The 25,942-nt window shown below is 72.4% G+C and carries 24 protein-coding genes; 12 read left to right on the top strand and 12 right to left on the bottom strand.

Features of this window, described 5'->3' with window-relative positions; genetic code table 11:
- Nucleotides 1-120: 120 nt before the first annotated feature.
- Together AB0N63_RS15005 and AB0N63_RS15000 are read right to left on the bottom strand one after the other, a co-directional pair.
- Nucleotides 121-1,428: a glycoside hydrolase family 3 N-terminal domain-containing protein gene (locus tag AB0N63_RS15005; protein WP_365528919.1), complete on the bottom strand. Its 1,308-nt coding sequence runs from the start codon at nucleotides 1,426-1,428 to the stop codon at nucleotides 121-123.
- 139 nt (nucleotides 1,429-1,567) lie between these two features.
- Nucleotides 1,568-1,990 carry a YjbQ family protein gene (locus tag AB0N63_RS15000; RefSeq protein ID WP_365528916.1) on the bottom strand — a complete coding sequence of 141 codons (423 nt, stop codon included), beginning with the start codon at nucleotides 1,988-1,990 and terminating at the stop codon, nucleotides 1,568-1,570.
- A 68-nt stretch (nucleotides 1,991-2,058) separates the two neighbouring features.
- Here AB0N63_RS15000 and AB0N63_RS14995 point away from each other — a divergent pair, with 68 nt between their 5' ends.
- Entirely contained in the window at nucleotides 2,059-3,225 is a 1,167-nt protein-coding gene (locus tag AB0N63_RS14995) for an NAD(P)-binding domain-containing protein (protein WP_365528914.1), read from the top strand.
- A 230-nt stretch (nucleotides 3,226-3,455) separates the two neighbouring features.
- On the opposite strand, the gene mltG is transcribed toward AB0N63_RS14995, so the two are convergent.
- Entirely contained in the window at nucleotides 3,456-4,319 is an 864-nt protein-coding gene (gene mltG, locus AB0N63_RS14990) for an endolytic transglycosylase MltG (RefSeq protein ID WP_365528911.1), read from the bottom strand.
- Nucleotides 4,320-4,362: 43 nt separating this feature from the next.
- Entirely contained in the window at nucleotides 4,363-6,162 is a 1,800-nt protein-coding gene (locus tag AB0N63_RS14985; protein ID WP_365528908.1) for an ABC transporter ATP-binding protein, read from the bottom strand.
- A gap of 116 nt (nucleotides 6,163-6,278) precedes the next feature.
- Here AB0N63_RS14985 and AB0N63_RS14980 point away from each other — a divergent pair, with 116 nt between their 5' ends.
- On the top strand, nucleotides 6,279-6,734 hold the full coding sequence (locus tag AB0N63_RS14980; RefSeq protein ID WP_365528906.1) for a MarR family transcriptional regulator: 456 nt from the start codon (nucleotides 6,279-6,281) through the stop codon (nucleotides 6,732-6,734).
- A 282-nt stretch (nucleotides 6,735-7,016) separates the two neighbouring features.
- Here AB0N63_RS14980 and AB0N63_RS14975 read toward each other — a convergent pair whose 3' ends face one another.
- Entirely contained in the window at nucleotides 7,017-7,772 is a 756-nt protein-coding gene (locus tag AB0N63_RS14975; RefSeq protein WP_365528903.1) for a L,D-transpeptidase family protein, read from the bottom strand.
- A 484-nt stretch (nucleotides 7,773-8,256) separates the two neighbouring features.
- On the opposite strand from AB0N63_RS14975, the gene AB0N63_RS14970 reads away from it, so the two are divergent.
- The 4 genes from AB0N63_RS14970 (at nucleotide 8,257) to AB0N63_RS14955 (ending at nucleotide 13,115) form a co-directional block, all read left to right on the top strand.
- Nucleotides 8,257-10,179 (top strand): ABC transporter ATP-binding protein, encoded by a 1,923-nt coding sequence (locus tag AB0N63_RS14970; RefSeq protein WP_365528900.1) that lies wholly within the window; start codon nucleotides 8,257-8,259, stop codon nucleotides 10,177-10,179.
- Nucleotides 10,176-11,957 (top strand): ABC transporter ATP-binding protein, encoded by a 1,782-nt coding sequence (locus AB0N63_RS14965; protein ID WP_365528898.1) that lies wholly within the window; start codon nucleotides 10,176-10,178, stop codon nucleotides 11,955-11,957. The genes AB0N63_RS14970 and AB0N63_RS14965 overlap by 4 nt, the downstream gene beginning before the upstream one ends.
- A 357-nt stretch (nucleotides 11,958-12,314) precedes the next feature.
- Complete coding sequence (locus AB0N63_RS14960) at nucleotides 12,315-12,785, top strand: DUF5709 domain-containing protein (RefSeq protein ID WP_365528895.1); 471 nt, start codon at nucleotides 12,315-12,317, stop codon at nucleotides 12,783-12,785.
- A 57-nt stretch (nucleotides 12,786-12,842) separates the two neighbouring features.
- Nucleotides 12,843-13,115: a type B 50S ribosomal protein L31 gene (locus AB0N63_RS14955; protein ID WP_365528892.1), complete on the top strand. Its 273-nt coding sequence runs from the start codon at nucleotides 12,843-12,845 to the stop codon at nucleotides 13,113-13,115.
- Between the two features lie 98 nt (nucleotides 13,116-13,213).
- Here AB0N63_RS14955 and AB0N63_RS14950 read toward each other — a convergent pair whose 3' ends face one another.
- The gene (locus AB0N63_RS14950) at nucleotides 13,214-14,008 is read right to left on the bottom strand and encodes a metal-dependent hydrolase (RefSeq protein WP_365528890.1); all 795 of its coding nucleotides are present in this window, start codon (nucleotides 14,006-14,008) and stop codon (nucleotides 13,214-13,216) included.
- 145 nt (nucleotides 14,009-14,153) lie between these two features.
- Here AB0N63_RS14950 and AB0N63_RS14945 point away from each other — a divergent pair, with 145 nt between their 5' ends.
- Nucleotides 14,154-16,667, top strand: a complete 2,514-nt coding sequence (locus AB0N63_RS14945) for a DUF3516 domain-containing protein (RefSeq protein ID WP_365528888.1) — start codon at nucleotides 14,154-14,156, stop codon at nucleotides 16,665-16,667.
- Nucleotides 16,668-16,686: 19 nt separating this feature from the next.
- On the top strand, nucleotides 16,687-17,553 hold the full coding sequence (locus AB0N63_RS14940; protein ID WP_365528885.1) for an acyl-CoA thioesterase II: 867 nt from the start codon (nucleotides 16,687-16,689) through the stop codon (nucleotides 17,551-17,553).
- Nucleotides 17,554-17,598: 45 nt separating this feature from the next.
- On the opposite strand, the gene AB0N63_RS14935 is transcribed toward AB0N63_RS14940, so the two are convergent.
- The gene (locus AB0N63_RS14935; RefSeq protein ID WP_365529330.1) at nucleotides 17,599-18,633 is read right to left on the bottom strand and encodes a DUF6397 family protein; all 1,035 of its coding nucleotides are present in this window, start codon (nucleotides 18,631-18,633) and stop codon (nucleotides 17,599-17,601) included.
- 123 nt (nucleotides 18,634-18,756) lie between these two features.
- Entirely contained in the window at nucleotides 18,757-19,170 is a 414-nt protein-coding gene (locus AB0N63_RS14930) for a roadblock/LC7 domain-containing protein (RefSeq protein ID WP_365528882.1), read from the bottom strand.
- Nucleotides 19,171-19,266: 96 nt separating this feature from the next.
- On the opposite strand from AB0N63_RS14930, the gene AB0N63_RS14925 reads away from it, so the two are divergent.
- The gene (locus AB0N63_RS14925; RefSeq protein ID WP_365528880.1) at nucleotides 19,267-19,695 is read left to right on the top strand and encodes a PPOX class F420-dependent oxidoreductase; all 429 of its coding nucleotides are present in this window, start codon (nucleotides 19,267-19,269) and stop codon (nucleotides 19,693-19,695) included.
- Between the two features lie 368 nt (nucleotides 19,696-20,063).
- Nucleotides 20,064-20,663, top strand: a complete 600-nt coding sequence (locus AB0N63_RS14920) for a class I SAM-dependent methyltransferase (protein ID WP_365528877.1) — start codon at nucleotides 20,064-20,066, stop codon at nucleotides 20,661-20,663.
- Nucleotides 20,664-20,685: 22 nt separating this feature from the next.
- On the opposite strand, the gene AB0N63_RS14915 is transcribed toward AB0N63_RS14920, so the two are convergent.
- Complete coding sequence (locus AB0N63_RS14915) at nucleotides 20,686-21,441, bottom strand: alpha/beta hydrolase (RefSeq protein ID WP_365528874.1); 756 nt, start codon at nucleotides 21,439-21,441, stop codon at nucleotides 20,686-20,688.
- Between the two features lie 129 nt (nucleotides 21,442-21,570).
- Here AB0N63_RS14915 and AB0N63_RS14910 point away from each other — a divergent pair, with 129 nt between their 5' ends.
- The gene (locus AB0N63_RS14910; protein WP_365529328.1) at nucleotides 21,571-22,104 is read left to right on the top strand and encodes a PadR family transcriptional regulator; all 534 of its coding nucleotides are present in this window, start codon (nucleotides 21,571-21,573) and stop codon (nucleotides 22,102-22,104) included.
- On the opposite strand, the gene AB0N63_RS14905 is transcribed toward AB0N63_RS14910, so the two are convergent.
- Nucleotides 22,081-22,950: an oxygenase MpaB family protein gene (locus AB0N63_RS14905; RefSeq protein WP_365529326.1), complete on the bottom strand. Its 870-nt coding sequence runs from the start codon at nucleotides 22,948-22,950 to the stop codon at nucleotides 22,081-22,083. The genes AB0N63_RS14910 and AB0N63_RS14905 overlap by 24 nt on opposite strands.
- Nucleotides 22,951-23,354: 404 nt before the next feature.
- Here AB0N63_RS14905 and AB0N63_RS14900 point away from each other — a divergent pair, with 404 nt between their 5' ends.
- On the top strand, nucleotides 23,355-24,284 hold the full coding sequence (locus tag AB0N63_RS14900) for a hypothetical protein (protein ID WP_365528872.1): 930 nt from the start codon (nucleotides 23,355-23,357) through the stop codon (nucleotides 24,282-24,284).
- 19 nt (nucleotides 24,285-24,303) lie between these two features.
- Here the strand turns inward: AB0N63_RS14900 and AB0N63_RS14895 are convergent, their stop codons facing one another.
- Together AB0N63_RS14895 and AB0N63_RS14890 are read right to left on the bottom strand one after the other, a co-directional pair.
- Complete coding sequence (locus AB0N63_RS14895) at nucleotides 24,304-24,486, bottom strand: hypothetical protein (RefSeq protein WP_365528869.1); 183 nt, start codon at nucleotides 24,484-24,486, stop codon at nucleotides 24,304-24,306.
- Between the two features lie 163 nt (nucleotides 24,487-24,649).
- Nucleotides 24,650-25,705 (bottom strand): acyl-CoA desaturase, encoded by a 1,056-nt coding sequence (locus AB0N63_RS14890; RefSeq protein ID WP_365528867.1) that lies wholly within the window; start codon nucleotides 25,703-25,705, stop codon nucleotides 24,650-24,652.
- Nucleotides 25,706-25,942 lie beyond the last annotated feature (237 nt).

Raw genomic sequence — 25,942 nt, 5'->3', positions numbered from 1 at the left:
AGACTTCTTTAAATAATAATTCGGCACTCGCGTCTGTTTTTGGGGGGGTGGCTTTGTGCCGTGTGCGGGGCGGCTGGGGTCTGGCTCGTGAGCAACCGGCCCGGCCCACGGACGGATCCGTCAACCGCAGTCGAGCAGACCCGCGGCGCGCTTGGCGTCGAGTATCCGGCGCACGCTGTCGTCGACCTTGGCCCGGAACGAGGCGTCCTGGCCCATCTTCGCCTGGAGGGCCCGGGTCATCGCCGGTACGGTGCTCGGCTGCACCGTGAGGATCATGTCCCCGCCCGCCGCGACGAAGTTGACGGCCCGCTGGGCGGGCGTGAAGGACCGCACGGCGACCGCGTTGCCGAGGTCGTCCGAGATGACCACGCCCTTGAAGCCGAGCCGCCCGCGCAGCAGGTGGTCGACGACCGTCGGTGAGAAGGCCGCCAGATGCTTGGGGTCGATCTTGGTGTACGTGGCCGACGAGATCATCACGAAGGGCGCTCCGGCCTTGATCCCGGCCCGGAAGGGCGCGAGACCGGCGCTGTCGGCGGTGGTCACCGAGTCCACGACCCCGGCGGTGGTGTCGGTGTTGCCGATCACCTGCCCCAGCCCGGGGAAGTGCTTGTACGTGGTCAGCACGCCGGACTGCGCGAAGCCCGCGGCGAAGGCGCCGGTGTGGGAGGTCACGGTGGCCGGGGTGTGGCCGTACTCCCGCTGGAAGGAGCCGATGGGGATGTTGCGGGCTCCCAGGGAGGCGGGGACCACGTCGGCGACCGGAGCGAGATTGAGATTCACCCCGGCGGACCTGAGCTCCTCGGCCCATCCGGCGGCCCGGGCGCGCAGGGTCGCGGTCGACCAGCTGCCCTGGGTCAGTCCGCTCGGCATGGCCGAGAATCCGGGGCCGTTGAGCACCTGCACCCGGCCACCCTCCTGGTCGGTGGAGACGAGGAGGCCGACCTGACGTCCGTTCACCCGGTCCGCCTGACCACGGAAGCCGTCGACGGCCTTCCTGGTCGCCGCCGTGCCGGCGGTGCTGCGGCCGGTCAGCATGACGGACCCGACATGGTTGTCCCGCAGAACGCGCAGCTGGGTCTGGTCGGGGTGGGCCGCGGAGATGCCGCCCATGACCAGCTGACCGGCCCGCTGGGCGGTGGTCATGCCGGACAGATAGCGGTCGGTGCAGGTGGCGGCGGGCTTCGACGGGGCGGTGGTCTTGGAGGCCGGGGCGGCGTCGGCGCTCGTGCGGCCGGCCGGCGCGCTGGTGGTGCCCGGTTCCTGCACGCCATGGCTGGCAGCGGCGGATCGGGATGATTCGGCGGTCGCCCCGGGACTGCTCGATGCGCCGCAGCCGGTGACGGCGAGCGCCAGAGTGATCAGCGAGACTCCGGTGCGCGAGGCCGTGCGACGGCGGTTCCTGGGCTGCTGCAGGACGCGTATCGTCATGCTTCTTCTCCCGGCGTGGACGAGGCGAGCCGCTTCCGGCCGCGTGCTGCGAAGCCGCTTCCGTCGCAGCCGGCTCGGCATGGTACGTCCATCTCACCGTACGTTGTCGGGCATTTGTTCGCCTCTCGGCTCCCGTCGGTCAGGCCAGGAAGCTCAGCCGCACCTTCCGGTCGGGGTTGTCCCTGTTGGTGTCGACCAGACACACCGACTGCCAGGTGCCCAGTTCCAGACCGCCGCCGAGGACCGGGAGCGTGGCGTGCGGCGGAACGATGGCGGGCAGAACGTGGTCACGGCCGTGGCCGGGGCTGCCGTGGCGGTGCTGCCAGCGGTCGTCCGCGGGCAGCAGGGTGTGCAGGGCCGCGAGGAGGTCGTCGTCGCTGCCGGAACCCGTCTCGATGATCGCGATCCCGGCGGTCGCGTGCGGCACGAAGACGTTCAGCAGGCCGTCCCTGCCGTCGGCGGCCTCCCTCAGGAAGGCCTCGCAGTCGCGGGTCAGGTCGACGACCCGCTCCCGCGATCCGGAGGCGATGGTGAGCACTCGGGTGGTGAAGGCATGTGGCATGCCCCCATCCTCACCGATCGGCGGGGAAGATCCACGCCTGCGGCGCGGTTGACAGCCGCGTGGACGCTATGAGCGAGGTCGGTGCGGGCGTGGGCGACGCGCGCGGGGTCGATGCGCGCGCGTACGGCGGGCGCGGGGTCGAGGTGCCGGGGGACGGCGGGCGCGAGGTCGACGTGGTCGTCGTGGGGGCGGGGCAGGCCGGGCTGTCGAGCGCCTACCACCTGCGGCGCGCCGGTTTCCGGCCGGGCCGCGACTTCGTCGTGCTCGACCACTCCCCCGGTGCGGGCGGCGCCTGGCAGTTCCGGTGGCCGTCGTTGACCTACGGCAGGGTGCACGGGATGCACTCGCTGCCGGGGATGGAACTGACGGAAGCCGATCCCGCGCGGCCGTCGGCGGACGTGATAGCCGGGTATTTCGCCGAGTACGAACGCACCTTCGATCTGCGGGTGCGTCGGCCGGTGGACGTGCGGACCGTACGGGACGGGTCCGGCGGACGGCTGCTCGTGGAGACCTCGGACGGTGTGTGGTCGGCGCGGGCCCTGATCAACGCGACCGGCACCTGGGACCGGCCGTTCTGGCCGCGCGTTCCCGGGCAGGAGACCTTCCGCGGGCGGCAACTGCACACGGCGCGGTACTCCGGGCCCGAGGAGTTCGCCGGCCAGCGGGTGGTCGTGGTCGGCGGGGGCGCTTCCGGCACCCAGCACCTGCTGGAACTCGCGCCGTACGCGGCGGCCACCACCTGGGTGACCAGGCGTCCGCCGGTCTTCCGGGAGGGACCGTTCGACGAGGAGGCGGGCCGGGCCGCGGTCGCCCTCGTGGACGAACGGGTACGTGGTGGGCTGCCGCCGAGGAGTGTCGTGTCGGTCACCGGGCTGCCGCTGAACGACGCGGTCCGGCGGGGGCTGGCGGACGGCGTTCTGGACCGGCAGCCGATGTTCGACCGGATCACTCAGGACGGCGTGGCGTGGCGGGACGGACGGCGGGTCGCCGCCGACGTGATCCTGTGGGCGACCGGGTTCCGGGCCGCGCTCGGTCATCTGGCGCCGCTGGGCCTGCGCGAGCCGGGCGGCGGCATCCGCGTCGACGGCACGCGCGTGGTGGCCGACCCCCGGGTCCATCTCGTGGGCTACGGCCCGTCGGCGAGCACGATCGGCGCGAACCGGGCCGGGCGCGCGGCCGTCCGCGACGTCCGCCGGCTGCTGGCCGAGGACCCGGCCCGCGCGGCGGCGGCCTGAGGGCAACGGGCCGGGCGCGGGGCGGAACGAGCGCCCGGGGCGTCGGTGTTCCGAAGGCGGTCCGAGACCACCAGGCCGGGGCGCGGGAGCCGGCGCGCGCCCCGAGCCGTCGGCGACCCGAGCCGTCGGCGCCCGGTGGCGGGCGGCCCTGGCCGCGCGTGGCCGTCGGCGTGCACCCGAGACGGCCGGTGGCGTTCCGGCGACTCGCGATCGCGGTGCGTCACGGTGCGTCACTTCGATGGATCGGGGCCGGGGTGCCGCTGCGCGGCCAGAGTCCGCTGCCGGGTGTTGAACTCGGCGACGTTGCGCTCGTGCTCGGCGTAGTCGGCGGTGAAGCGTGTGTCGCCGGGCTTGACGGTGACGAAGTACAGCCAGTCGCCCGGGGCCGGATGGAGCGCGGCGTGCATCGCGTCGTCGCCGGGGTTGTCGATGGGGGTCGGCGGCAGCCCCATCCGCTGGTAGGAGTTGTACGGACTGTCCAGCCGGGTGTCGGCCGCGGTCGTGCGGACGGTGGTGCGGCCCAGGGCGTAGTGCAGGGTGGAGTCCATCTGCAGCGGCATCCCGCGCTCCAGCCGGTTGAACACCACGCGCGCCACCTTCGCCATGTCCGCCTTCGTCGCGGACTCGGCCTGGACGATGCTCGCGACGGTCACCGCCTGATAGACGTTCATGTAGTCGCGCTGCGCGCCGGCCGCGACCGGCGCCGCGGAGAACTTCTTGTTGGCGGTGTCGACCATGGCGGCCAGCAGCGACTGCGGGGTCGCCTTGTCGTCGAGGGGGTACGTCGCCGGGTAGAGGTAGCCCTCCGGGTTGCCCTCGGCGGCGGCGGGCAGCTTGAGGCCGGCCTTGGCCGCCGCCTGCTTGGTGCTGCCCGCGGGCAGGGCGAGGGCCTTGTCCACGGCGGCGTAGACCTGTCCGGCACGCCAGCCCTCGGGGATGACGAGGGTGCGCGGGCGTGCGGGTTTGTCGCTGTCGAGGGTCAGCAGCGGCACCGCCACGGCGGTGCCGGCCAGGACGGCCCCGGACACGACGAGGGCCAGTCGGCCCCGGCGCGTCAGCTTGATGGTGTTCCGTGACGGCATGTTCGTCTGCATGCGGGCACGGTAACTCCCATAGGCTCATAAACCTGGCATATCGTCAGCTTGTCGGCTCCAGTTGGGCATCGCGGCGGACCAGTGCCGCATAGCGCCCGTCGAGCTCCAGCAGTTCCTCGTGGGTGCCGCGTTCGGCCACCCGTCCGGAGTCGAGGACGACGATCTGGTCGGCGCCGCGGACGGTGGAGAGGCGGTGGGCGATGGTGAGGGTCGTCCGGTCGGCCGACAACGCGTCGATGGCTTCCTGCACGGCCGCCTCGGTACGGGTGTCCAGGGCGCTGGTCGCCTCGTCCAGGAGGAGGACCGGCGGATCCCGCAGGATGGTCCGGGCGATCGCCAGGCGCTGCTTCTCGCCACCGGAGAAACGGTGTCCGCGTTCGCCGACGACGGTGTCGTAGCCGTCGGGCAGCGCCGCGATGTGGTCGTGTATCTGGGCCGCCCGCGCGGCCGCCACCAGTTCCTCGTCGGTGGCGTCGGGCTTGGCGAAGCGCAGGTTCTCGGCGACCGAGGCGTGGAAGAGGTACGTCTCCTGGGAGACGACGCCGACCGCGCGGGCGAGGGTGTCGAAGTCCAGGTCGCGCACGTCGATCCCGTCCAGGGTGACCCGGCCGCCGGTCACGTCGTAGAGCCGGGGCACCAGGCAGCCGAGGGTGGACTTGCCGGCGCCGGTGGGTCCGACGACCGCGAGGCTGCTGCCGGCCGGGACGGTGATGTCGATGCCGTCCAGGACGGGGGCGCCCTTGCCGTCGTAGCGGAAGCCGACGTCCTCGAAGCGGATCTCGCCCTTGATCCGCTCCAGCCGGACGGGCTGTTCGCGCTCGGTGATGTCGATCGGCAGGTCGAGGTACTCGAAGATGCGCTGGAACAGGGCGAGCGAGGTCTGGATCTGCACCCCGGTCGACAGCAGACTGACCGCCGGCCGGAACAGGCCCTGCTGGAGCGAGACGAAGGCGACGATGGTGCCGATGGAGACCTCGGGGCCGCCGAACCGAAGGGCGATTCCCGCGGTCCAGTAGATGACGGCGGGCATGGCGGCCATCACGATGGTGATCACCGCCATGCGCCAGCGCCCGGCCATGTTCGACCGCACCTCGAGGTCGACCAGGCCTTCGGACTCGGCGGCGAAGGACGCGGTCAGCGAGTCGGACCGGCCCATCGTGCGGCCGAGGAGGATGCCGCTGACGGAGAGCGACTCGGTGACGGTCGCCGCCATCGCGGCCATCTGCTTCTGCCGCCGAGTGGTGATCTTCTTGCGCTCGTTGCCGACGCGGCGGCTGATCCACACGAACACCGGGAGCAGGAGCAGCGAGACGACGGTCAGGCGCCAGTCGAGGGCGACCATCGCGACGATCGTGGCGACCACGCTGGTCAGGTTGGAGACCAGCGAGGTGGCGGTGGAGGTGACGGTGGCCTGCATGCCGCCGATGTCGTTGGCGATGCGCGACTGCACCTCGCCGGTGCGGGTGCGGGTGAAGAAGGCGAGCGACATGCGCTGCAGCCGGCCGTAGACGGCGGTGCGCAGGTCATGCATGACGCGCTGGCCGACGGTCGTGGAGATCAGCGTCTGCAGAACGCCGAAGACGCTGGACAGGACGGCGCTGAGGATCATGCCCGCGGCGAGCAGGCCGAGCAGACCGGTGCGGCCCTGCGGGATCGCGACGTCGAGCGTCTCCCTGAGCAGGAAGGGCGTGGCTACGGAGACCAGCGAGGAGGCTCCGACGAGCAGGCCGACGACGGCGAGGCGGCTGCGGTAGGGGCGGAACAGCCTCAGGATGCGCCGGACCTGCCGGGGTTGTTCCTTCTCGGTGGGTGGGGTCCAGGAGAGTTGACGGTCGGGGTGCATGGGCTCCTACGAGGGGGTGCGGGCGCCGACCGGACAGCGCGGACGACGATGACTCACGGACTCTAGCTCATTGTTACCTATGCTCACAATGAACATGGTCCTGATATTGTTCCCGCATGAGCGACCCCGACGCCGACGGCCTCCTCGCCGAGCAGCTGCTCCGGCTCACCCGCCGGCTGCACCGCATCCAGAAGCGCCATCTTCAGGAGCACGCCCTGGGCATCACGCCGGCGCAGTCCCGGCTGCTGCGCACGCTGGCGCACTTCGGCGAGCCGCCGCGCATGGCGGATCTCGCCGAGGCCCTGGAGGTCGTGCCCCGCGCGGTCACGACACTGGTGGACGCCCTGGAGGCGGGCGGCACGGTGCGCCGCGTGCCCGACCCGGCCAGCCGGCGGGTGATCCGCGTCGAACTCACCGACGACGGCCGCGGCGCACTGCGCCGGCTGCGCGGCGCCCGCCGGGCCGCAGCGGAGGAGATCCTGGCGCCCCTGACGGCCGAGCAGCGCGAGGCGCTCGGCGGACTCCTGGACACACTGGTGGGTACGGAGCCCGCAAGGGGACGTCGCTGCTGATCGCGACGCTCGCGGGTCCGCGGTCCGCGGTCCGCCGAGACGCGGTGGCCGCACGGGCCTCACCGCCGAGTCACGGCGCCCGCGGGGGCGTCACCGCTGAGTCACGTGCTTCGGTTCGGGCCGCACCGCTGCGTCATGACCGCCGGTCCGGGCCGCGCCTCCGGGGCACGGCCGTCGGCGGGCGCCTCGCCGCCGAGTCACGGTGAGGCCGGCGGCGCGGGTCCGGCTGCCGCGTCACGGGCGTCCACGCGAGGAGCGCTGCCCGGTTCCGCCCCCACGAGGTCACGCCCGGAGGTTGACCTTGTCCCCCATCACCACCACGGGCTTGTCCTTCGGGTTCAGTGTGCGCAGCAGGTACTCCATCGCCGTCTCCGGAACGCTGACGCAGCCCAGCGTGCCGTCGCCGTGGTCCAGATGCAGCCAGATGCCGCCGCCCTTGCTCTGTCCGAGGGGCCGGGTCGGGTCGTCGGGACGGGTGCCCCGCAGCCGGTTGTAGTCGATGGCGATCACGTAGTCGAAATCGTGCCAGTGCGCCTCGTCCCAGTAGTACGGGGAGACGAAGGCGTCCTCGTCCTGGGTGTACGGCAGCCGGGTGCCCGGGTCGTCGAGGATGCCGCCGGCGTCGGTAAGCGTGTACACGCCGACCGGGCTGCGCTCGTCGCCCTCGTGGTGGTCGGTGGTCCAACCGCGCTTGCCGTTGTGCGCGGGCCAGCTGCCGCTGCGCTGCCATGCCGTTCCCCGCTTCTCGTAGAGGACGAGCGTCGAGTCCGGGGAGTTCTCGCCGTCGCCGTAGACCGCCACGATCTGACGGGTGTCCGCCGGGATCCGCTGCCACAGCCGGTCACCGACACCGGGGACGTGGACCGGCTTAACGGTCGGACTGGGACTGGGTCGGGCGGTTCCCGAAGGACCGCCGGGTCTGGGCAGTTCCCTGTGCCGGACCTCTGCCCGCGTGTCACCGCACGCGGCCAGCGCCGACAGAAGGAAACCGCACGCCGCCACCGCGGCTGTCGCACGCCTTACACCACCTTTTCGCATGACCCCATGGTGGACACGCCGGACTCGGGTGATCTACTCGAGATTGGACCAAATAGCCTTATCCGCTGCTTTTTGACTCTTTTGAAGTATGTCGTTCAGGCACTGAGGAGGGCTCACCTGCTAGGCACGCCCTCCGGACGGGTCGCGCTCCGGCGCGGGCGCACTCGGGGGCCGCACACGGGTGTGCGGGGCGCAAGCGGTACGCGCGCCGGCGCGGGTCGGCGCCCCTACCTGACGCCCCGTTCGAGCCGTACCGCCCCGATGGTCCGGGCAAGGCCCTCGCGCAGCTCCGGGCAGGTGCCCGTGCAGGTCCGGGCAGATGCGCTGTGCGGGCCCGGGCACGAGCGCCGCATGGCCGACCCGGGCCCCTCGGCCCGGAAAACCGCTTGCTTTTCGCGACTGTGCGAAGCGAGGCTGTCACGGCTTGCCGCCGCCTTCTGCGGCCCGGCCCGATTCCGCCCCTGACACGAGCCACTGGGACGTCATGCAGATCCAAGACCTTCCGTATCCCGACCCGGGCGTGCCCGACGCACGCTCGGGTCCCCGATTCCTGTGGTGGCTGGGGCGGAACCAGCTCGGCGGCCAGCTGAAGGCACTGGCCTGGGGACTGCTGCACTTCGCCGCGGTCTCCGCCCTGCCCTTCTGCGTCGGCCTCGCGGTGCAGGCGGTCGTCGACCGGTCCGGCAAGCGGCTCGCCCTGACGGGGGGTCTGCTGTTGCTCGCCAGCGCCTGCAGCGCCCTCGGGGACGCCTTCCTGCACCGCGCCGCGGTCACCAACTGGATCACCGCGGCCGCCCGCGTCCAACAGCTGCTCGCCCGCAAGGCCGCTCGGCTCGGCTCGGCCCTGACCCGGCGCGTCGCCGCCGGCGAGGTGGTGGCCGTCTCCACGGGTGACGTCGAGAAGATCGGCTGGTTCGTGGAGGCGGTGTCCCGGTTCACCGCCGCGGCCGTCACCATCGTGCTGGTCTGCGTCGCCCTCGTCGTCTACCAGCCTGCTCTCGGCCTCATCGTCGCCGTGGGACTGCCCGCGCTGGCGCTCGCGGTGCTGCCCCTGCTGCCCCGGGCCACCCGGCGCGCCGACCTGCAGCGCGAAAAGGCGGGCCGCGCCACCGAACTGGCCTCGGACACCGTCGCCGGGCTGCGGGTGCTCCGCGGCATCGGCGGCGAGGAACTGTTCCTCGACCGCTACCGCCGCGCCTCCCAGGAGGTACGGCACGCCGCCGTCCACAGCGCCCGGATGTGGTCCCTGATCTCCGCGATCCAGGTGCTGCTGCCGGGCCTGCTGCTCATCGCCGTCGTCTGGTACGGCGTGCACCTGGCCCGCGAAGGCCGGATCACCGTCGGCGAACTCGTCACCGTCTACAGCTCCGTCATGGTCCTCACCTATCCGTTGCAGCACTTCCAGGAGATCGCGATGGCGTACTCCTTCTCCCGGCCGTCGGCCAAACGGGCCGCGCGGGTGCTGTCGCTGGAACGCACCACGGAGCCGCAGGAGCCGGGACGGCCGCAGGAGCCGGAGAGTGCGCACGAGCGGCCGCAGGAGGCCGCCACGCCCCGGGCAGCCGAGTCCGACACCCCGTCAGGGGGCCTGTACGACCCGGTGACCGGGCTGCACGTGCCCGCCGGGCTGCTGACCGCCGTGGTGTGCGGTGACCCCGACGCGGCGGGCCGTCTGGCGGAACGGCTCGGCGGCCATCCCGCCGAGGACCCGCCGGGCGCCTCGGTGCTGCTGGACGGCGTACCCCTCGACGGACTTCCCCTCGACGCGGCGCGCACGGCGGTCCTGGTGCAGGACAAGGACCCGGTACTGCTGTCGGGTTCGTTGCGCGAACTGCTCGACGTGCCCGCCTCGGGCGACGTCACCGTGAAGGCGGCGCTGGCGGCGGCGCAGTGCGGTGACGTACTGGACGCCCTCGCGCAGGCGTCGCTGAAGGCCGAGAACCCGATGGACGTCCGGATCACCGAGCGCGGCCGGTCCCTGTCCGGTGGACAGCGCCAGCGTCTCGCCCTGGCCCGGTCCCTCGTCACCGACCCGGAGGTGCTCGTCCTGGACGAACCCACCTCGGCCGTCGACTCCCACACGGAGGCGCGGATCGCGGAGGGCCTGCGCGCGCTGCGGGCGGGCCGTACGACGGTCGTCCTCACCTCCTCGCCGCTGCTCCTGGAGCGCGCCGACCGGGTGGTACTCCTCCACGAGGGCGAGGCCGCGGCGGTCGGCGCGCACCGCGAGCTGCTGCGCACCGAGCCGCGCTACCGGTCGGTGGTGACGCGCGAGACGGACGAGGAACGCGCGAGGGACGAGGCGCCGACCGGCGAGGGGACGGCGCGGACCGCGCCGGCCGCCGTGTCCGCACACGAGGCGGCCGCCCTGCGGGGCGTGCTGGAAGAGATCGAGGAGACCGCATGATCGGCGTGGCCCCGCCCGGCTACGACCCGGCGGCCCCGACGACGGCGAACACGCTGCCCGTCGGCGCCTCCGCCACCGTACGCGCCTACGTGCGCGAACTGCTGCGCCGGCACCGGCGTGCCTTCCTGCTCCTGATCACCGTCAACACGGTGGCCGTGCTGGCCTCCATGATGGGCCCCTGGCTGCTGGGCGACCTGGTCGAGCGGGTCTCGGACGACGCCCGCGAGCTCCATCTGGGGCTCACCGCCGCGCTGTTCGTGCTCGCGCTGCTCGTCCAGGCCGTGTTCGTGCGTCAGGTGCGGCTGCGCGGCGCGGTGCTCGGCGAGCGGATGCTGGCGGACCTCAGGGAGGACTTCCTCGTGCGGTCGGTCGGCCTGCCGCCGGGTGTGGTGGAGCGGGCGGGCACCGGCGATCTGCTGTCCCGCATCACCACGGACATCGACCGGCTCGCCAACGCGATGCGTGAGGCCGTGCCGCAGCTGGCGATCGGAGTGGTGTGGGCGGCGCTGCTGCTGGGCGGTCTGGTCGTCGCGGCGCCGCCGCTCGCGGCGGCCGTGCTGCTCGCGCTGCCGCTGCTGGTGGCCGGCTGCCGCTGGTACTTCCGCAGGGCGCCGTCCGCCTACCGCTCGGAGGCCGCGGGTTACGCCGCCGTGGCCGCCGCGCTCGCCGAGACCGTCGACGCGGGCCGTACCGTGGAGGCCCACCGTCTCGGCGACCGCCGGATCGCCCTGTCGGAGCGACGGATCCGGGAGTGGACCGCGTGGGAGCGGTACACGCTGTGGCTGCGGTCGGTGCTGATCCCGGTCATCAACCTCACCCATATGACGGTCCTCGCCTCGGTGCTGATGGTCGGCGGGGTGTTCGTCCTGCACGGCTGGGTGGGGGTCGGGCAGCTCACCACGGGCGCGCTCATCGCACAGATGCTCGTCGACCCGGTGGGCCTGATCCTGCGCTGGTACGACGAGTTGCAGGTGGCGCAGGTGTCGCTGGCCCGGCTGGTCGGCGTCCGCGACATCGAGCCGGACGCCGGGGACCCTTCGATCGCTCCGGACGGCCGGGACGTGCACGCGGAGGAAGTGCGCTTCGGCTACCGTGAGGGCGTCGACGTCCTGCGGGAGGTCTCCCTGCGGGTGGCCCCGGGCACGCGGCTGGCCCTGGTCGGCCCCTCGGGCGCCGGCAAGTCCACCCTGGGGCGGCTGCTCGCCGGGATCTACGCGCCCCGGGCCGGCCAGGTCACCCTGGGCGGCGCCGAGCTGTCCCGGATGCCCGCCGAGAAGGTCCGCTCCCATGTGGCCCTGGTCAACCAGGAGCACCATGTCTTCGTGGGCACCCTGCGCGACAATCTCCTGCTGGCCCGTGCCGACGCCGGTGACACGGAGCTGTGGGCCGCGCTGAGCGCGGTGGACGCCGACGGCTGGGCCCGGGCCCTCGACAAGGAGCTCGACACCGAGGTCGGCTCGGGCGGGCTCGCGCTCACGCCCGCTCAGGCGCAGCAGATCGCGCTGGCCCGGTTGGTGCTGGCCGATCCGCACACCCTGGTGCTGGACGAGGCGACCTCGCTTCTCGACCCGCGCGCGGCCCGGCATCTGGAACGATCGCTGGCCCGGGTTCTGGACGGCCGTACGGTCGTCGCCATCGCCCACCGGCTGCACACCGCCCACGACGCGGATCTCATCGCCGTGGTCGAGAACGGCCGGATCAGCGAACTGGGCAGCCACGACGAGCTGGTCGCGGCGGACGGTGCGTACGCGGCGCTGTGGCGATCCTGGCACGGCTGAGGGGTCGGCCGCAGCGCGTGGGGGGTACCGCCCGGTGCTCCGCCGGGCCGGGCGTACCGACCCGGGCCGACTGAGCGGTGGCAGACCCTGCCCGGCGGGGTCCGGCCGGCGCCGGCGCCCGGTGCTCGGCCCCACGGCGCACAGCGGGCGCCGTGGGGCGGCCGCGGTGCGGGCGTGCCACTCACGCCGTGCCGTTGCGCGGTGGCGAACAGGGGTGGAAGGCTGGGAAGCGGCAGCGGTTCGGGGAGCGCCCGGGAACCCCGTGGTTCCCGCCGGGCGACGACCGTGCCCCGAGCACCGGCGGCCGGCCCCCGGCCGCGGTGAGAACGGGACCGTCCGCACCCCCTGGAGGTATCCGTGGACAGCGCCGACGGATGGGGAGACGACGTCTACCAGCCCGACGACTCCGAGATCAAGGAAGACACCGGGGTCCTCGACTCGGAGGACACGCTGGAGTACGACGGTGTCGACGATCCCCTGGACCGCGGCTGGTCCCCTCCGGAGCGGCCGTGGGCGGTGGACCACACCGGTGTGACCGCGGCGGAGCGCCGACAGGGCGAGACCCTGGACCAGCGCCTGGCCGAGGAGCTGCCCGACCTGGCCGCGCCGGACGGCGACGGCATCGGCGACTACGACGGCGGGGACGGGGAACTCCTGGACGACGAGGTCGGCGGCGCCCGCTCCGGCCGGCTGGTCGCGCCCGACGAGGGCGCGCACGAGGACGAGGAGAGCGCCCTGGTCGCCACGGACGTGGGCATCGACGGCGCCGCCGCATCGGCCGAGGAGGCCGCGGTACACGTCGTGGACGAGGACACCCTGTACGGCTGACCGAGGCGTCCGCGTCCCGCCGTCCCGACCTTCCCCACCGCCGCACGAGGAGCAGCCATGCAGCAGGACAAGCATCCCGACTACCACCCCGTGGTCTTCCGCGACCGCGCAGCCGGCTACGCGTTCCTCACCCGGTCCACCGCGACCAGTGAGCAGCGCATCGAGTGGGACGACGGGGAGACGTACCCGGTCGTGGAGGTGGAGATCTCCTCGGAGAGCCATCCCTTCTACACCGGCAAGGCCCGCACGGTGGACACCGAGGGCCGTATCGCCCGGTTCGAGCGCCGCTACGGCGGGACAGGGCAGGACACCGGCGACGCCCCCGCCTGACCGGCCGCACGCGTGGGGGCCGGGGGCAGGGCCGGAGGCCGCACGGCCGCGGGGGCGCGGCCCCTGGCGAGTCCGGCCCCGGCCGCCGTGCGGGCGCCTCAGATGAAGTTCAGCGCGGCCGCGCAGCCGATCCCGCCGAGCACCATGAACACCGGCATCAGCACCTTCAGCTCGACCCAGCTGCCCGCACGGAACCGCATGGCCTTCGGTGGGCCGATGGGGTACCAGCGCTTGCGGCCCACCGGTATCGGCCACAGGATCGGGCAGCCGGAGACGGTCAGCGCGTCCCCGATGTCGTGCACGAGCGCACCGAGCACGATCGGCAGCCCCAGCCAGAGGTACTCCTGGCCCGGTTCCGTGAACAGCCAGTCCGAGCCGTTCCCCGGCTTGTCCAGGATCCCGGCGAGGATCCAGGCGCTGGTCGCGGCCAGCAGCCACACCAGGACGTCGCTGCTGGAGCCTCGGGCCGCCCGCCACAGCAGGCCCTCGATGGCCAGCACCATATGGGCGAAAAGGATCGCCAGGACCGCCCAGCGCCCTCCGGTGATCGCCGCCGCGGAGGCGCCCGCGCCGATCAGCACCGCCCACAGCCAGGTGTGCGTGAGCGTGCGGTGGCCGCCGGAGCGGCGCGGGTCGCCCTTCTTTCGTGTCGCCTTGTAGACGGCGTAGGACAGCTTGTCGACGATCTCGCAGAGCCAGCGGGAGAGCGGTCCGAAGGCGCGCGAGATGGTGGCGGCCTTGTGGTCCAGGTCGGGGGCGAGTGCGGCGCCGGCGCAGATCAGCGCGCCGACGAGCAGCACCGGCCAGGGCATCGGGTGCCCTGCCGCCGCGGTCGCGGCTCCGACGCCGAGCCAGGCCGCCGCGCCCGACAGTGAGTGTGCTGGTCCCATCATGGCCGCTTCCCGCCCCATTCCTCGTATGCCGTTGTCCAGTTGGCCCGCTGCGCCGATCCCGCGTCGGCGACACAGCGTAGCGGTCGTGATCTTCGCTCCGGCATCCGATTCCCGCCCCGGCCGTGCGGCCAGGCAAGATGGGGGCGTGACCCTCATCGACCAGCTGCCGCCGACCGCCGACCCCGACGCCCTGTACGAAGCCTTCGAGTCGTGGGCCCAGGAGCGGGGCCTCACGCTCTACCCCCACCAGGAGGAGGCGCTGATCGAGGCGGTCTCCGGTGCGAACGTGATCGTGTCCACGCCCACGGGCTCCGGCAAGAGCATGATCGCCGCCGGCGCGCACTTCGCCGCCCTGGCCCGTGACGAGGTCACCTTCTACACGGCTCCGATCAAGGCGCTGGTGTCGGAGAAGTTCTTCGAGCTGTGCAAGCTGTTCGGCACGGAGAACGTCGGCATGCTCACAGGCGACGCCTCCGTTAACGCCGACGCGCCGGTGATCTGCTGCACCGCCGAGGTGCTGGCCTCGATCGCGCTGCGCGACGGAAAAAACGCCGACGTCGGCCAGGTCGTGATGGACGAGTTCCACTTCTACGCGGAGCCGGACCGCGGCTGGGCCTGGCAGATCCCCCTGCTGGAGCTGCCGCAGGCGCAGTTCGTCCTCATGTCGGCGACCCTCGGCGACGTGTCCTTCTTCGAGAAGGACCTGACCCGCCGCACCGGCCGTCCGACGTCGGTGGTCCGCTCGGCGACCCGTCCGGTGCCGCTCTCCTACGAGTACCGGCGCACCCCCCTGACGGAGACGCTCACCGAGCTGCTGCAGGCCCGGCAGGCGCCCGTGTACATCGTGCACTTCACGCAGGCCCAGGCGGTCGAGCGGGCGCAGGCGCTGATGAGCATCAACATGTGCTCGCGCGAGGAGAAGGACGAGATCGCCGAGCTGATCGGCAACTTCCGCTTCACCACGAAGTTCGGCCGCAACCTCTCCCGGTACGTGCGGCACGGCATCGGTGTGCACCATGCGGGGATGCTGCCGAAGTACCGGCGCCTGGTGGAGAAGCTGGCGCAGGCCGGTCTTCTGAAGGTGATCTGCGGAACGGACACGCTCGGCGTCGGCGTCAACGTCCCGATCCGCACGGTGCTGTTCACGGCGCTCACCAAGTACGACGGCAGCCGGGTGCGCACGCTGCGCGCCCGGGAGTTCCACCAGATCGCGGGCCGGGCCGGCCGGGCGGGCTTCGACACGGAGGGTTTCGTCGTCGCCCAGGCTCCCGAGCACGTCATCGAGAACGAGAAGGCGCTCGCCAAGGCGGGCGACGATCCGAAGAAGCGACGCAAGGTGGTCCGCAAGAAGGCGCCGGAGGGTTTCGTCGCCTGGTCGGACACGACGTTCGACAAGCTCATCGCCTCCGAGCCGGAGCCGCTGACGTCCCGGTTCCGGGTCACGCACACCATGCTGCTGTCGGTGATCGCCCGCCCGGGCAACGCCTTCGAGGCGATGCGGCACCTGCTGGAGGACAACCACGAGCCGCGCAAGCAGCAGCTGCGGCACATCCGGCGGGCGATCGCCATCTACCGCTCGCTGCTGGACGGCGGCATCGTCGAGAAGCTCGACCAGCCGGACGCGGAGGGCCGCATCGTCCGGCTCACGGTGGACCTCCAGCAGGACTTCGCCCTCAACCAGCCGCTGTCGACGTTCGCGCTGGCCGCGTTCGAGCTGCTGGACCCCGAGTCGCCGTCCTACGCGCTGGACATGGTCTCCGTGGTGGAGTCCACGCTGGACGACCCGCGGCAGATCCTGGTCGCCCAGCAGAACAAGGCGCGCGGCGAGGCGGTGGCCGCGATGAAGGCGGACGGCGTCGAGTACGAGGAGCGCATGGAGCGCCTCCAGGACGTCACCTACCCCAAGCCGCTGGAGGAGTTGCTCTTCCACGCCTACAACACGTACCGCAAGAGCCACCCGTGGGTGGGCGACCACCCGCTGTCGCCGAAGTCCGTGGTCCGGGACATGTACGAACGGGCGCTGACCTTCACGGAGTTGGTCTCCTTCTACGAGCTCGCGCGCACCGAGGGCATCGTGCTGCGCTACCTGGCGAGCGCCTACAAGGCCCTGGAGCACACCGTCCCGGACGACCTGAAGTCCGAGGACCTGCAGGATCTGATCGCCTGGCTCGGTGAGATGGTGCGCCAGGTCGACTCCAGCCTGCTGGACGAGTGGGAGCAGCTGGCCAACCCGGAGGTGATGACCGCCGAGGAGGCGCAGGAGAAGGCCGACCAGGTCAAGCCGGTCACCTCCAACGCGCGCGCCTTCCGCGTCCTGGTCCGCAACGCCATGTTCCGCCGGGTCGAGCTGGCCGCCCTCGATCAGGTGGAGGAGCTGGGCGAGATGGACGCCGAGTCCGGCTGGGACGCCGAGGCGTGGGGCCGGGCCATGGACGCGTACTGGGAGGAGTACGAGGACCTCGGTACCGGTCCCGACGCCCGCGGCCCCAAGCTGCTGATGATCGAGGAGGAGCCGCAGCACGGGCTGTGGCGCGTGCGGCAGATCTTCGACGACCCCAATGGCGACCACGACTGGGGCATCAGCGCGGAGGTCGATCTCGCCGCCTCCGACGCCGAGGGCCGCGCGATCGTCCGGGTGACCGCCGTAGGACAGCTGTGAGCACAGGAGAATCCAGCCCATGACGAACCCGGCCGACAGTCTCGTCGACCTGTTGGACCTCGAACAGATCGAGGTCAACATCTTCCGCGGCCGCAGCCCGCAGGAGTCCCTGCAACGGGTCTTCGGCGGGCAGGTGGCCGGCCAGGCGCTGGTCGCCGCCGGCCGCACCACGGACGGTGAGCGCCCGGTGCACTCGCTGCACGCGTACTTCCTGCGCCCCGGCCGGCCGGGGGTGCCGATCGTGTACCAGGTCGAACGGATACGGGACGGGCGGTCCTTCACGACCCGCCGGGTCACCGCGGTGCAGCAGGGCCGCACGATCTTCAATCTGACCGCCTCCTTCCACAAGCCTGAACAGGGGAGTTTCGAGCACCAGTTGCCGCCGGCCCGCAAGGTCCCGGACCCGGAGTCCCTGCCTACGGTGGCGGAGGAGATCCAGGAGCATCTGGGCGCCCTGCCCGAGCAGCTGGAGCGCATGGCGCGCCGCCAGCCCTTCGACATCCGTTACGCGGACCGGCTGCGCTGGACCGCCGAGGACGTGCGGGACGCCGAGCCGCGCAGCGCGGTGTGGATGCGCGCGGTGGGCCCGCTGGGCGACGACCCGCTGGTGCACACCTGCGCGTTGACCTACGCCAGTGACATGACGCTGCTCGACGCGGTGCGGCTGCCGGTCGAGCCGCTGTGGGGGCCGCGGGGCTTCGACATGGCCTCACTGGACCACGCCATGTGGTTCCACCGGCCCTTCCGCGCGGACGAGTGGTTCCTGTACGACCAGGAGTCGCCGATCGCGACGGGTGGCCGCGGCCTGGCCCGCGGGCGGATCTACGACAGGGAGGGTCGTCTGCTCGTGTCGGTGGTCCAGGAGGGGCTGTTCCGCTCCCTGTAGCCACCGGCCCGCCGTCGGTCGGACCCGCGCCGCCCCGGGCGGCGGTCACCTGGAGGCGACGCCTCTGCGGAGGATGCGGCCCAACAGGCCGTGCGGTCGTCCGGAGCCGTGGGGCGCTCTGGCCTGTGCGGGATGGTGCACGCACCGGCCCGAGCACTGACCGGGACCGGCCCGGTGGGTCTGCGTGCTCAAGCTCCGCAGCGGGTGCGGCGCCTCCGCGGCGCCGCGGTCGCCGTGCCGGGGAGTCGGGCGGGGCGCGGGCCGGTGGGCTCGGGCCTCGGTCACCGCTTGAGCCAGCTCGGCCCGCAGCCAGTCGATCTCATCGGCGTCCTGCGCCGTCGTGATCCGCTCCGTGAGGCGGGCCGCGGGTGATCCCGGCGCCCCGTGGGCTTCCGGGCGTGGCCGGAAACGGTTCAGATGGGCGTGTTCACAGGGGTCCGTGACGACCTCGGAGACCTGGAGCCGGTCCAGCAGGGAGGCCACCGCCGCCGCCCGCTCCCACGGGTCGTCGGACCGGCGCAGCAGGAACCCGAGGTGCCGGCCGCGCCAGTTACGCGGGCGCAGGTCCACCCTCGCGTCCAGTTGGTCGCGCAGTGTCTCGGGCAGCGGCTTGCTCAGCAGTTCGGCGTGTTCGGCGGCGGCCGCGAACTCGCGCAGGTCGTCCGCCAGATAGCGCCAGACCACGGTCCGGTACCGGTTGAGGTAGAAGGCCGAGGGGACGACCAGGCCGAGGCGGGCCAGCCGCGTGAACCTCGCGGAGGTGATCTCCAGGATCTCCGCGCCGTCCTTGGTCCCCACGGTCTCGACACGCTTTCGCAGCGCCTCCGGGAAATCCTCCCGGTCGAGCAGCCGCTGGACCTCGGCGCGGGCGACACGCCGTCCGCCCCCGCCTTCGTCGGGCAGGGTGCGGATGTGGCCGAGGTCGACGGCCAGGTCGAACTCCCTCCATTTCAGGCCGAGTTCACGGGCCGCTCGGCTCTGAGTGAAGGGCGCCTCGCGCGGCCGCGTGGTCGGGCGCGCCGTGGTCGTGATCTCGTGCGCGATGGTCCTGTTCTCGGGCGTGATGGTGTTGCCGGACATGTCCGTGCCCCCGTCGAGTATGTGGCCGGCGCCGTCTGCGCTCACCTGCGAAAAACCGTAGCCGGTGGCGAAGATCTGCGCGCGAGCCTGTGGATAACTCACGAGGTACGACGAACATGCAGGTCAGAAGCCTGACGGTGAGTCGTCCCCCGGTCTCCGGGCGTCCACGTCGAGGTGCTCGCCGACCCGGTTCACCAGCAGGGTCATCTCGTATCCGATCTGGCCGATGTCGGCCTCGGCACCGCTGAGGACGCACAGGCAGCTGCCGGCTCCAGCGGCCGTCACGAACAGCACGGCCTCGTCGAACTCGACCATCGTCTGCCGCACCGAGCCCGCCCCGAAGTGCCGACCCGAGCCCTTGGCGAGGCTGTGCAGTCCGGACGAGACGGCCGCGAGATGCTCCGCGTCCTCGCGCCGAAGACCCGTGCTCGCGCCGGTGACCAGTCCGTCGTTCGACAGCACCAGGGCGTGCCGTACGTGCTCCACCCGTTCGGTCAGATCGTCGAGCAGCCAGCCGAGTGTCTGGTTGTGCGCCATGCCGCGGTCTCCCCCCGTGGTCTCCTCCCCCGTGGCCCGGAGGAATCTCCCGCCAGCCTTCCCCACCGTCGCCGTGGCGGCAAGCAAGATGGACACATGGCACAGAACATGACCGATGAGGAATGGCGGGCCTTCGTCTCGTCCGGCACGCGTACCGGCAAGCTGTCGACCGTCCGCGCCGACGGGAGCCCGCACATCGCGCCGATCTGGTTCCTGCTCGACGGGGACGACGTGGTGTTCAACACCGGCAAGGAGACCGTGAAAGGCCGGAATCTGACGCGCGAGGACCGGGTCGCCCTGTGTGTGGACGACGACCGGCCGCCGTTCAGCTTCGTGGTGCTGCAGGGACGTGCCCGGCTGTCCGAGGACCTGGACGAGCTGCGCCACTGGGCCGCCCGGATCGGTGGCCGGTACATGGGCGAGGCCCGGGCCGAGGAGTTCGGGGAGCGCAACGGCGTTCCGGGCGAGCTTCTGGTCCGGGTCAGGGTCGACAAGGTGGTCGCGGTCCGGGACCTGGCGGACTGAAACGGGGAGGAGCCGGACGGACACCCCGCCCGCGTGGCGCCGCCTCCGGCTGACGGCGTCGAACTCGCCCGCGCGGACCCGCCCTCAGCTCACGGTGTCGAGCAGCCGGGCGGTGCGCATCCGTCCGGCGTGCTCGACGGGCCGGATCAGCACCCGTTGAGGCCCGGTCCGCACGGCAGCGGCGTCCGCGCCGATCCGGGTGACACGGGTGCGGCGTGCTCATGATGGCGACGGTGGCGCCGGTTCGGGCGGTCGGACCGGCCTTCCCTCCATGTGACCGCCTCGGTCGCCCGGACTGCCCGTACGGACGCGCTTCGCGTCTCGAAGGTGCGCCCGCGCCGTGGGCTCCGATGGAGGATCATGCGGTCATGAGCGAGGATCACATCCATGTCCGGGACTTCTTCACCGCACGCGCGGCCGACTGGGACAGCAGGTTCCCGGACGACGGCCCGGCGTACGCTGCGGCGGTCGCCGAACTCGGGCTGCGCGAGGGCGATCGCGTGCTCGACGCGGGGTGCGGCACCGGGCGCGCCCTGCCTCCGCTGCGCGCCGCGGTGGGGGCCTCGGGTGTCGTCGTGGGCGTCGATCTCACCCCGGCCATGCTGGACGCCGCCGTGCGGGCAGGACGGGACCGGGACGGGCGGCTGCTGCTCGCCGACGTCGGTGCGCTGCCGCTGAGGTCCCGGTCCCTCGACGCCGTGTTCGCCGCGGGCCTCGTCGCGCACCTTCCCGATCCTGCACGGAATCTGCGGGAGTTGCGGCGTGTGGTGCGCCGCGGCGGCACACTGGCGCTCTTCCACCCGATCGGGCGGGCGGCGCTCGCGGCACGACAGGGACGCCGGCTCACGCCGGACGATCTGCGCGCGGAGCCCAACCTGGGACCGCTGCTCGCCGCTTCGGGGTGGCGCATGACGTCCTACGCCGACGAGGACGCCCGTTTCCTGGCGCTGGCGGTGCGCGAGGACTGAGGCCCGCCCGGCGGGAGAGCCCTCAGAGGGTTCCGGCGACGGCAGCCGTGAACACGTCGGGGTTGTCGAACATGATGTTGTGAGCCGCTCCGGGCACGGTGACCACCCGCACTCCCGCGGCTTCGAGGCCGTCCCTGCCCGGCAACTCGCCGCTGTGCTCACCCTGCAGGTAGAGCCGGTCTACGGGGAGCGCTTCGAGGATCGCGCGCATCGTGGGGTCCGCGCCGCGTCGCAGGCCCACCGCGCTGCGGTGCAGGGCGCGCGGGTCGGTCAGCCGCATGGTCGCCGCCCACAGGGGGCCGACGCTGTGCAGCACGCGCGCGTAGCCGTCGTCGACGAACGACTCCTCCTCGAAGGAGGCGATGGCGCTGCTGCCCGCCGTGGGCGGCGGAGACGGGTCGAGGTTGGCCTCCGCGAGGACCAGCCGGGAGACGAGGTGGGGCCTGCGATGGGCCAGCACGATCGCGACGGCACCGCCCATGCTGTGCCCGATCAGCTCGCAGCCGGTCAGCTCCGCCGTGTCCAGCGCGGCGGCCAGGGCGTCCGCGTGGTCCTCCAGCGTGTAGCCGAAGTGTGCGGGCCGGTCGCTGATCCCGTGTCCCGGCAGGTCGACGAAGAGGCTGCGCCGGCCCGCGAGTTCGGGGCGGGCCGCGATGTGCGCGTGGTACACGGAGGAGACCGAGCCCAGTCCGTGGACATAGACCCGCGCGGGTTGTTCCCCGGGCACCTCCGTCCAGCGGATCCGGCTGCCCCGGCCGTCGAACTCGGCCTGTCTCATGCGGTTCTCTCCCTCCCCGACGCGCCGCCGCTCCGATCAGCGCCCACTGATGATACATCGGGAACGAGGTATCACTGAGACGATACACACAGGAAACGATGTACTACGCTCGTGCGAGAGAATGCGGGCATGCTGGAACTGGCGATCCTCGGTTTCCTTTACGACACCCCGCTGCACGGGTACGAACTGCGCAAACGCATCACGGCGCTGACGGGGCACGTGCGGCCCGTCGCCGAGAGCACGCTCTACCCGGCGATCAAACGGCTGGAGAAGGCGGGGCTGCTGGAACGGGCCACCGAGCCGGGAGCCGTGGCCGCGCCACGCCACGTCCTCACCCTCACCGAGGACGGCGAAAGCGAGCTGCGCCGCAGGCTCGCCGAGCCGGTGCGGCGGGACATCACCGACGAGAACCGCTGGTTCACCGTCCTGGCCTTCCTCAGGCACCTCCCGGACCCCGCCGCTCAGGCGGCCGTGCTGCGGCGCAGGCTGGCCTTCCTGGAGACGCCCGCCAGCTTCTTCTACGAGGGCGACCGGCCCTTGCGCGCCGAGGAACTGGACGATCCGTTCCGGCGCGGCGTCCTCACCGTCGCGCGGGCCACGACGCAGGCCGAACTGGCCTGGCTGCGCGCCACGATCGCCTCACTGGAGGGCGTCACCCGCTGAACCGCCGGCGTGTCGCACGGGGCAGCCCCGCAGGCCGGGGACCGGATGGGTGCCGAGGTCGGCCACCCGGTAGCCGTCCGGGTAGCTCTTGATCTCCCAGTTCTGCCGCGCGAAGTGCGGGGCCCGGCGCGGCGGCAGGAGGCGCACCGCCCGGCCCCGGGCGCGCACCGCGCGGTGCACGAAGGCGCGGGTGAGGGCGGTGGGCGGCTCGTAACGGAAGGCCTTGAGCAGGGGTTCGTCGAGCAGGGCGAGGGTGGCTCGGCGCAGCAGGGGCGCGAGGGGGCGCGGATACCAGGAGGCCATCAGGTCGAGGGTCGCGTCGGAGACCTCGCGGGATCTCTCGTCCCAGCCGAAGTTGAGCTCCTCGTAGGCGTCGAGGTGGGCTTCGAACTCCTCGTACGTCTCGGGGATGCCCCTGATGCCCATGTGCCGGCCGAGGGTGCGGTAGTGGACGGCGGACGCGATGGTCTCGTGGCGGGAGAGCCTGCGCCATCCGTAGGCGTCGATCCAGCGCCTGGGCACCACGACGAAGGTGCAGAGCACGTAGCGCATGTCGTCGTTGCTGATGTCGTAGCTGCGGTGCATCTGGTTGATGCGCCGGATCGCGGTGCGGCCCGCATCGCCGGCGAAGCCGTGCTCGACGATGGTGTCGAGGAGCAGGGACGTGTCGTCGTAGCGCTTCTGCGTGCGGTCGGTCAGCTCCGCGGTCTCGGCGAGCAGCCGGCCGATGCTCGGCACGGCGTACGTCCGGTAGAGGGCCAGTTCCAGGGCGCGGGTGATGTCCCAGGGGAACTCATAGGCGACGGTGAGCCGGTAGATCTCCGAAGCGTCGGCCACCGGATCCATGCGGCGGATCTGCTCCAGCCGTTCGAACCGCTTCGTCACGCCGTGCCCCTTCTGCCGTCGGTGCTCCAACTGTACGGGGGACAGCGGGAGATGCGCGGTCGGCGCGGGGAATCACGTGCGGACCGGGGGCGGATCTGCGAGGCAGCGGCCCGGGGTGTCCCCGGAGCCGCCGGTGTCCGGGGCGGCGGGCCCGGCCGCCGCGCGCTGAACACCTTGGCACGGGAGCGGGACGGGCCGACGCGGGCGCTGCCGGGCCTTCCCGCGGACTGACAGGATGCGGCCACGACGGCCGTTTCGCCCCCGTCCGGATGGAAAACTGCAGGTCCCGAAGGTCGAGGAGTCGTGACAAGCGGCTTCCGGTCGCACTAGGGTGCGCGCCGTTGGACGAACCGAGGGAGGCCTGGATGGCCGGGACGGACGAGGAAGCCGTCACCGCCGCGGACGACGCGCTCTATGTGCTCACGGCGGTACTGCTGACGCCCGCGCAGTTCCCGAGCGTGCTCGGCGACGACTACCCGGAGGCCTGCGCCGCTCTCGGGCTGGCGCCGCTGGCCGACGGGTACGGCCTGGTGCTGGGGCAGGACGGCGCCGGGGCGCGATGGACCGTCGTCGTCGACGACGTCTCGCTGGTCGCCGTCGCGATCGCCTCCTGGGACTGCGGCATGGAGTACGACCTGTCGCCCGACGAGCGCTCGGTCGTGGCCGCGCTGCCGGGCTGGCCCCTGGCCGTCGCTGTCGCGGCCCCCGGCGTGCCCGCGCCGCACGACCCGGACCCGAGTACGGCGGACGGACCGCTGCTGACGCCGCCGGACACCACCGTCTGGGGTTCGGCGCAACGCCGCCTGGGCGCCGACGAGATCGCGCGGCAGTGGACCGTGTGGCGGGGCCAGATCGCCGACGGCGCAGGCACGGCTCCCGGGCCCGCAGCGGACCCGGTGGAACGATCCCGTGCGGATGCGGACCCGGAATCGGGGACAGCGCCAGGTGCGGGAGCGGCACCGGAACAGGCCCCCGAGTCGGGCGGTGGCTCCCCGGACGCGCCCGCCGCGGGGACTGCGCCCCTGAGGCATCTCGGCGTCCGGCGCGTCCTCGCGGAGGCCCGCGCCTACGTGGACTCACCGCCGCCGCTGGGCCGGGTCAGGTCGTCCTTCGCTCCGGGCGACGCACGGACCCTGCGCGCCGACGGACCGGGCTGGTCGCTGGTGGCCCGCACCGACGACATGGCCTTCGTGCTCCTGGACGAGCAGCCCGGCGAGGTCCTGCCGGTCGGCCGGGGCCCTGAGCTGCCCGGCCTGCTCGAAGCCCTGGACAAGCTCGCGGTCCGCCCGCACTGATCCGGCCGTCGGCGGCCTCTCAGCGCCCGAGTTCCTTGCGGGTGACGCGGCGCAGCCGCCGTCGCTGCGACGGGTCCAGCGCGAGGTAGGCGGCGGTCGGGACTCCCAGGACGATCAGGAGGACGGCCCACAACGGCAGCCAGATCCACAGGATCAGCCCGACCGCCACACCGCCGACTGCGATCTTCGCTCTCTTCGACATCTGTCGCCTCCTTCGCGGCCGCTGCCGCTCTCTGTCGTGGAAACGGCTTCGCGCCCCCGACGGTTCCGGACCCCACCCCTGAGAAGCCCCCGAGACGTCCCGGCGCCGACCCCTACGGGTCGGCACGGAACGCCGCCGTACCCGGATGCCGGCGCACCGCGGCCTACGGCGTCCTGAGGTCCGCGCCCACCTCGTGCAGATGCCGCAGGGCCTGCCGGTAGGAGTCGAGGAGACCGGTCTCCGTGTAAGGAATTCCCACGTCACGGCAGTGGGCACGCACGAGAGGCTGCGCCAGTCGCAGGTGCGGTCGCGGCATGCTGGGGAACAGGTGGTGCTCGATCTGGTAGTTCAGGCCGCCCAGCAACCAGTCCGTCACGGCCCCGCCCCGGATGTTGCGCGAGGTGAGCACCTGACGGCGCAGATGCCCCCAGCGCTCGCCGTCCGGGTCGGGCATCTCCATGCCCTTGTGGTTGGGCGCGAAGGCGAGACCGAGATGCAGGCCGAACAGCGCCTGGTGGAAGGCGGCGAACGCCAGGGCCTTGCCGGGCGACAGGACGGTGAGCAGCAGCCCCGTGTAGGCGGCGACATGGGCCACGAGCAGTGTGCCCTCCACCAGGGCCTCGCGCGGCGGCTGCCGGCGCAGGTCCCGGAAACCGTGCACCTTCAGGGCGACGCCCTCCAGGAGGGTGAGCGGGAAGAACAGCCAGGCCTGGTTGCGGGTGAGCCAGCGGCGCAGGCCCTGCCGGCCGCCGGCCTGGTCGCCTGAGAACACCAGCACGTCGGCGGCGACGTCGGGGTCCTTGTCCACATGGTTGGGATTGGCGTGATGCCGGTTGTGCTTCGCGTTCCACCAGGCGTAGCTCAGCCCGAGCAGCAGGTTGCCGTGCACCAGCCCGATCAGCCGGCCGGTGTCCTTGTCGCCGGTGATCTGCGCGTGGCCCGCGTCATGGCCTATGAACGCGGTGCGGGCGAAGAGCACGGCGAGCGGCACGGCGAGGAGCAGCGCCCACCAGGAGTCGCCGACCAGCACCAGCCCGGTGACGACGCCGGCCAGGGCGAGCGCGTTGCCGACGACGACGCGCGCGTACCAGGCGTGACGTCGTTCCAGGAGCCCTCGGGCTTGGACCGTGCGCAGCAGGGGTGCGAATTCGCTGCCGGCGGACGGTCCGCCGGTCCTTGCTTCGGAACCGTCCGCGACGGCTGCGGCGGGCTGGGGCATGGTGAGGTCTCCGGCTCTCTCGGCAACGGCCTGACCTGGAGAAACGTACGGATCGGAGGCCGGTGACGGCCATGGCGCCAGCACCCGGGTGCGCACGGGGGCCAGCCCCGCGCGCTGGAGGGGGGTTGACGGCACCCGTAAGGGTCTGGCCTGCCGCAGCGTCTTTCGGCGCGTGCCCGGTCGGTCGTCGGAGTGCGGTACCCTCGGCGGCTCCACCCCCACTAGTCAAATTTGAGG

This window comes from Streptomyces sp. NPDC093260 (assembly GCF_040683715.1).
Lineage (GTDB): Bacteria > Actinomycetota > Actinomycetes > Streptomycetales > Streptomycetaceae > Streptomyces > Streptomyces sennicomposti.
This window is presented reverse-complemented; position numbering and strand designations above follow the sequence as displayed.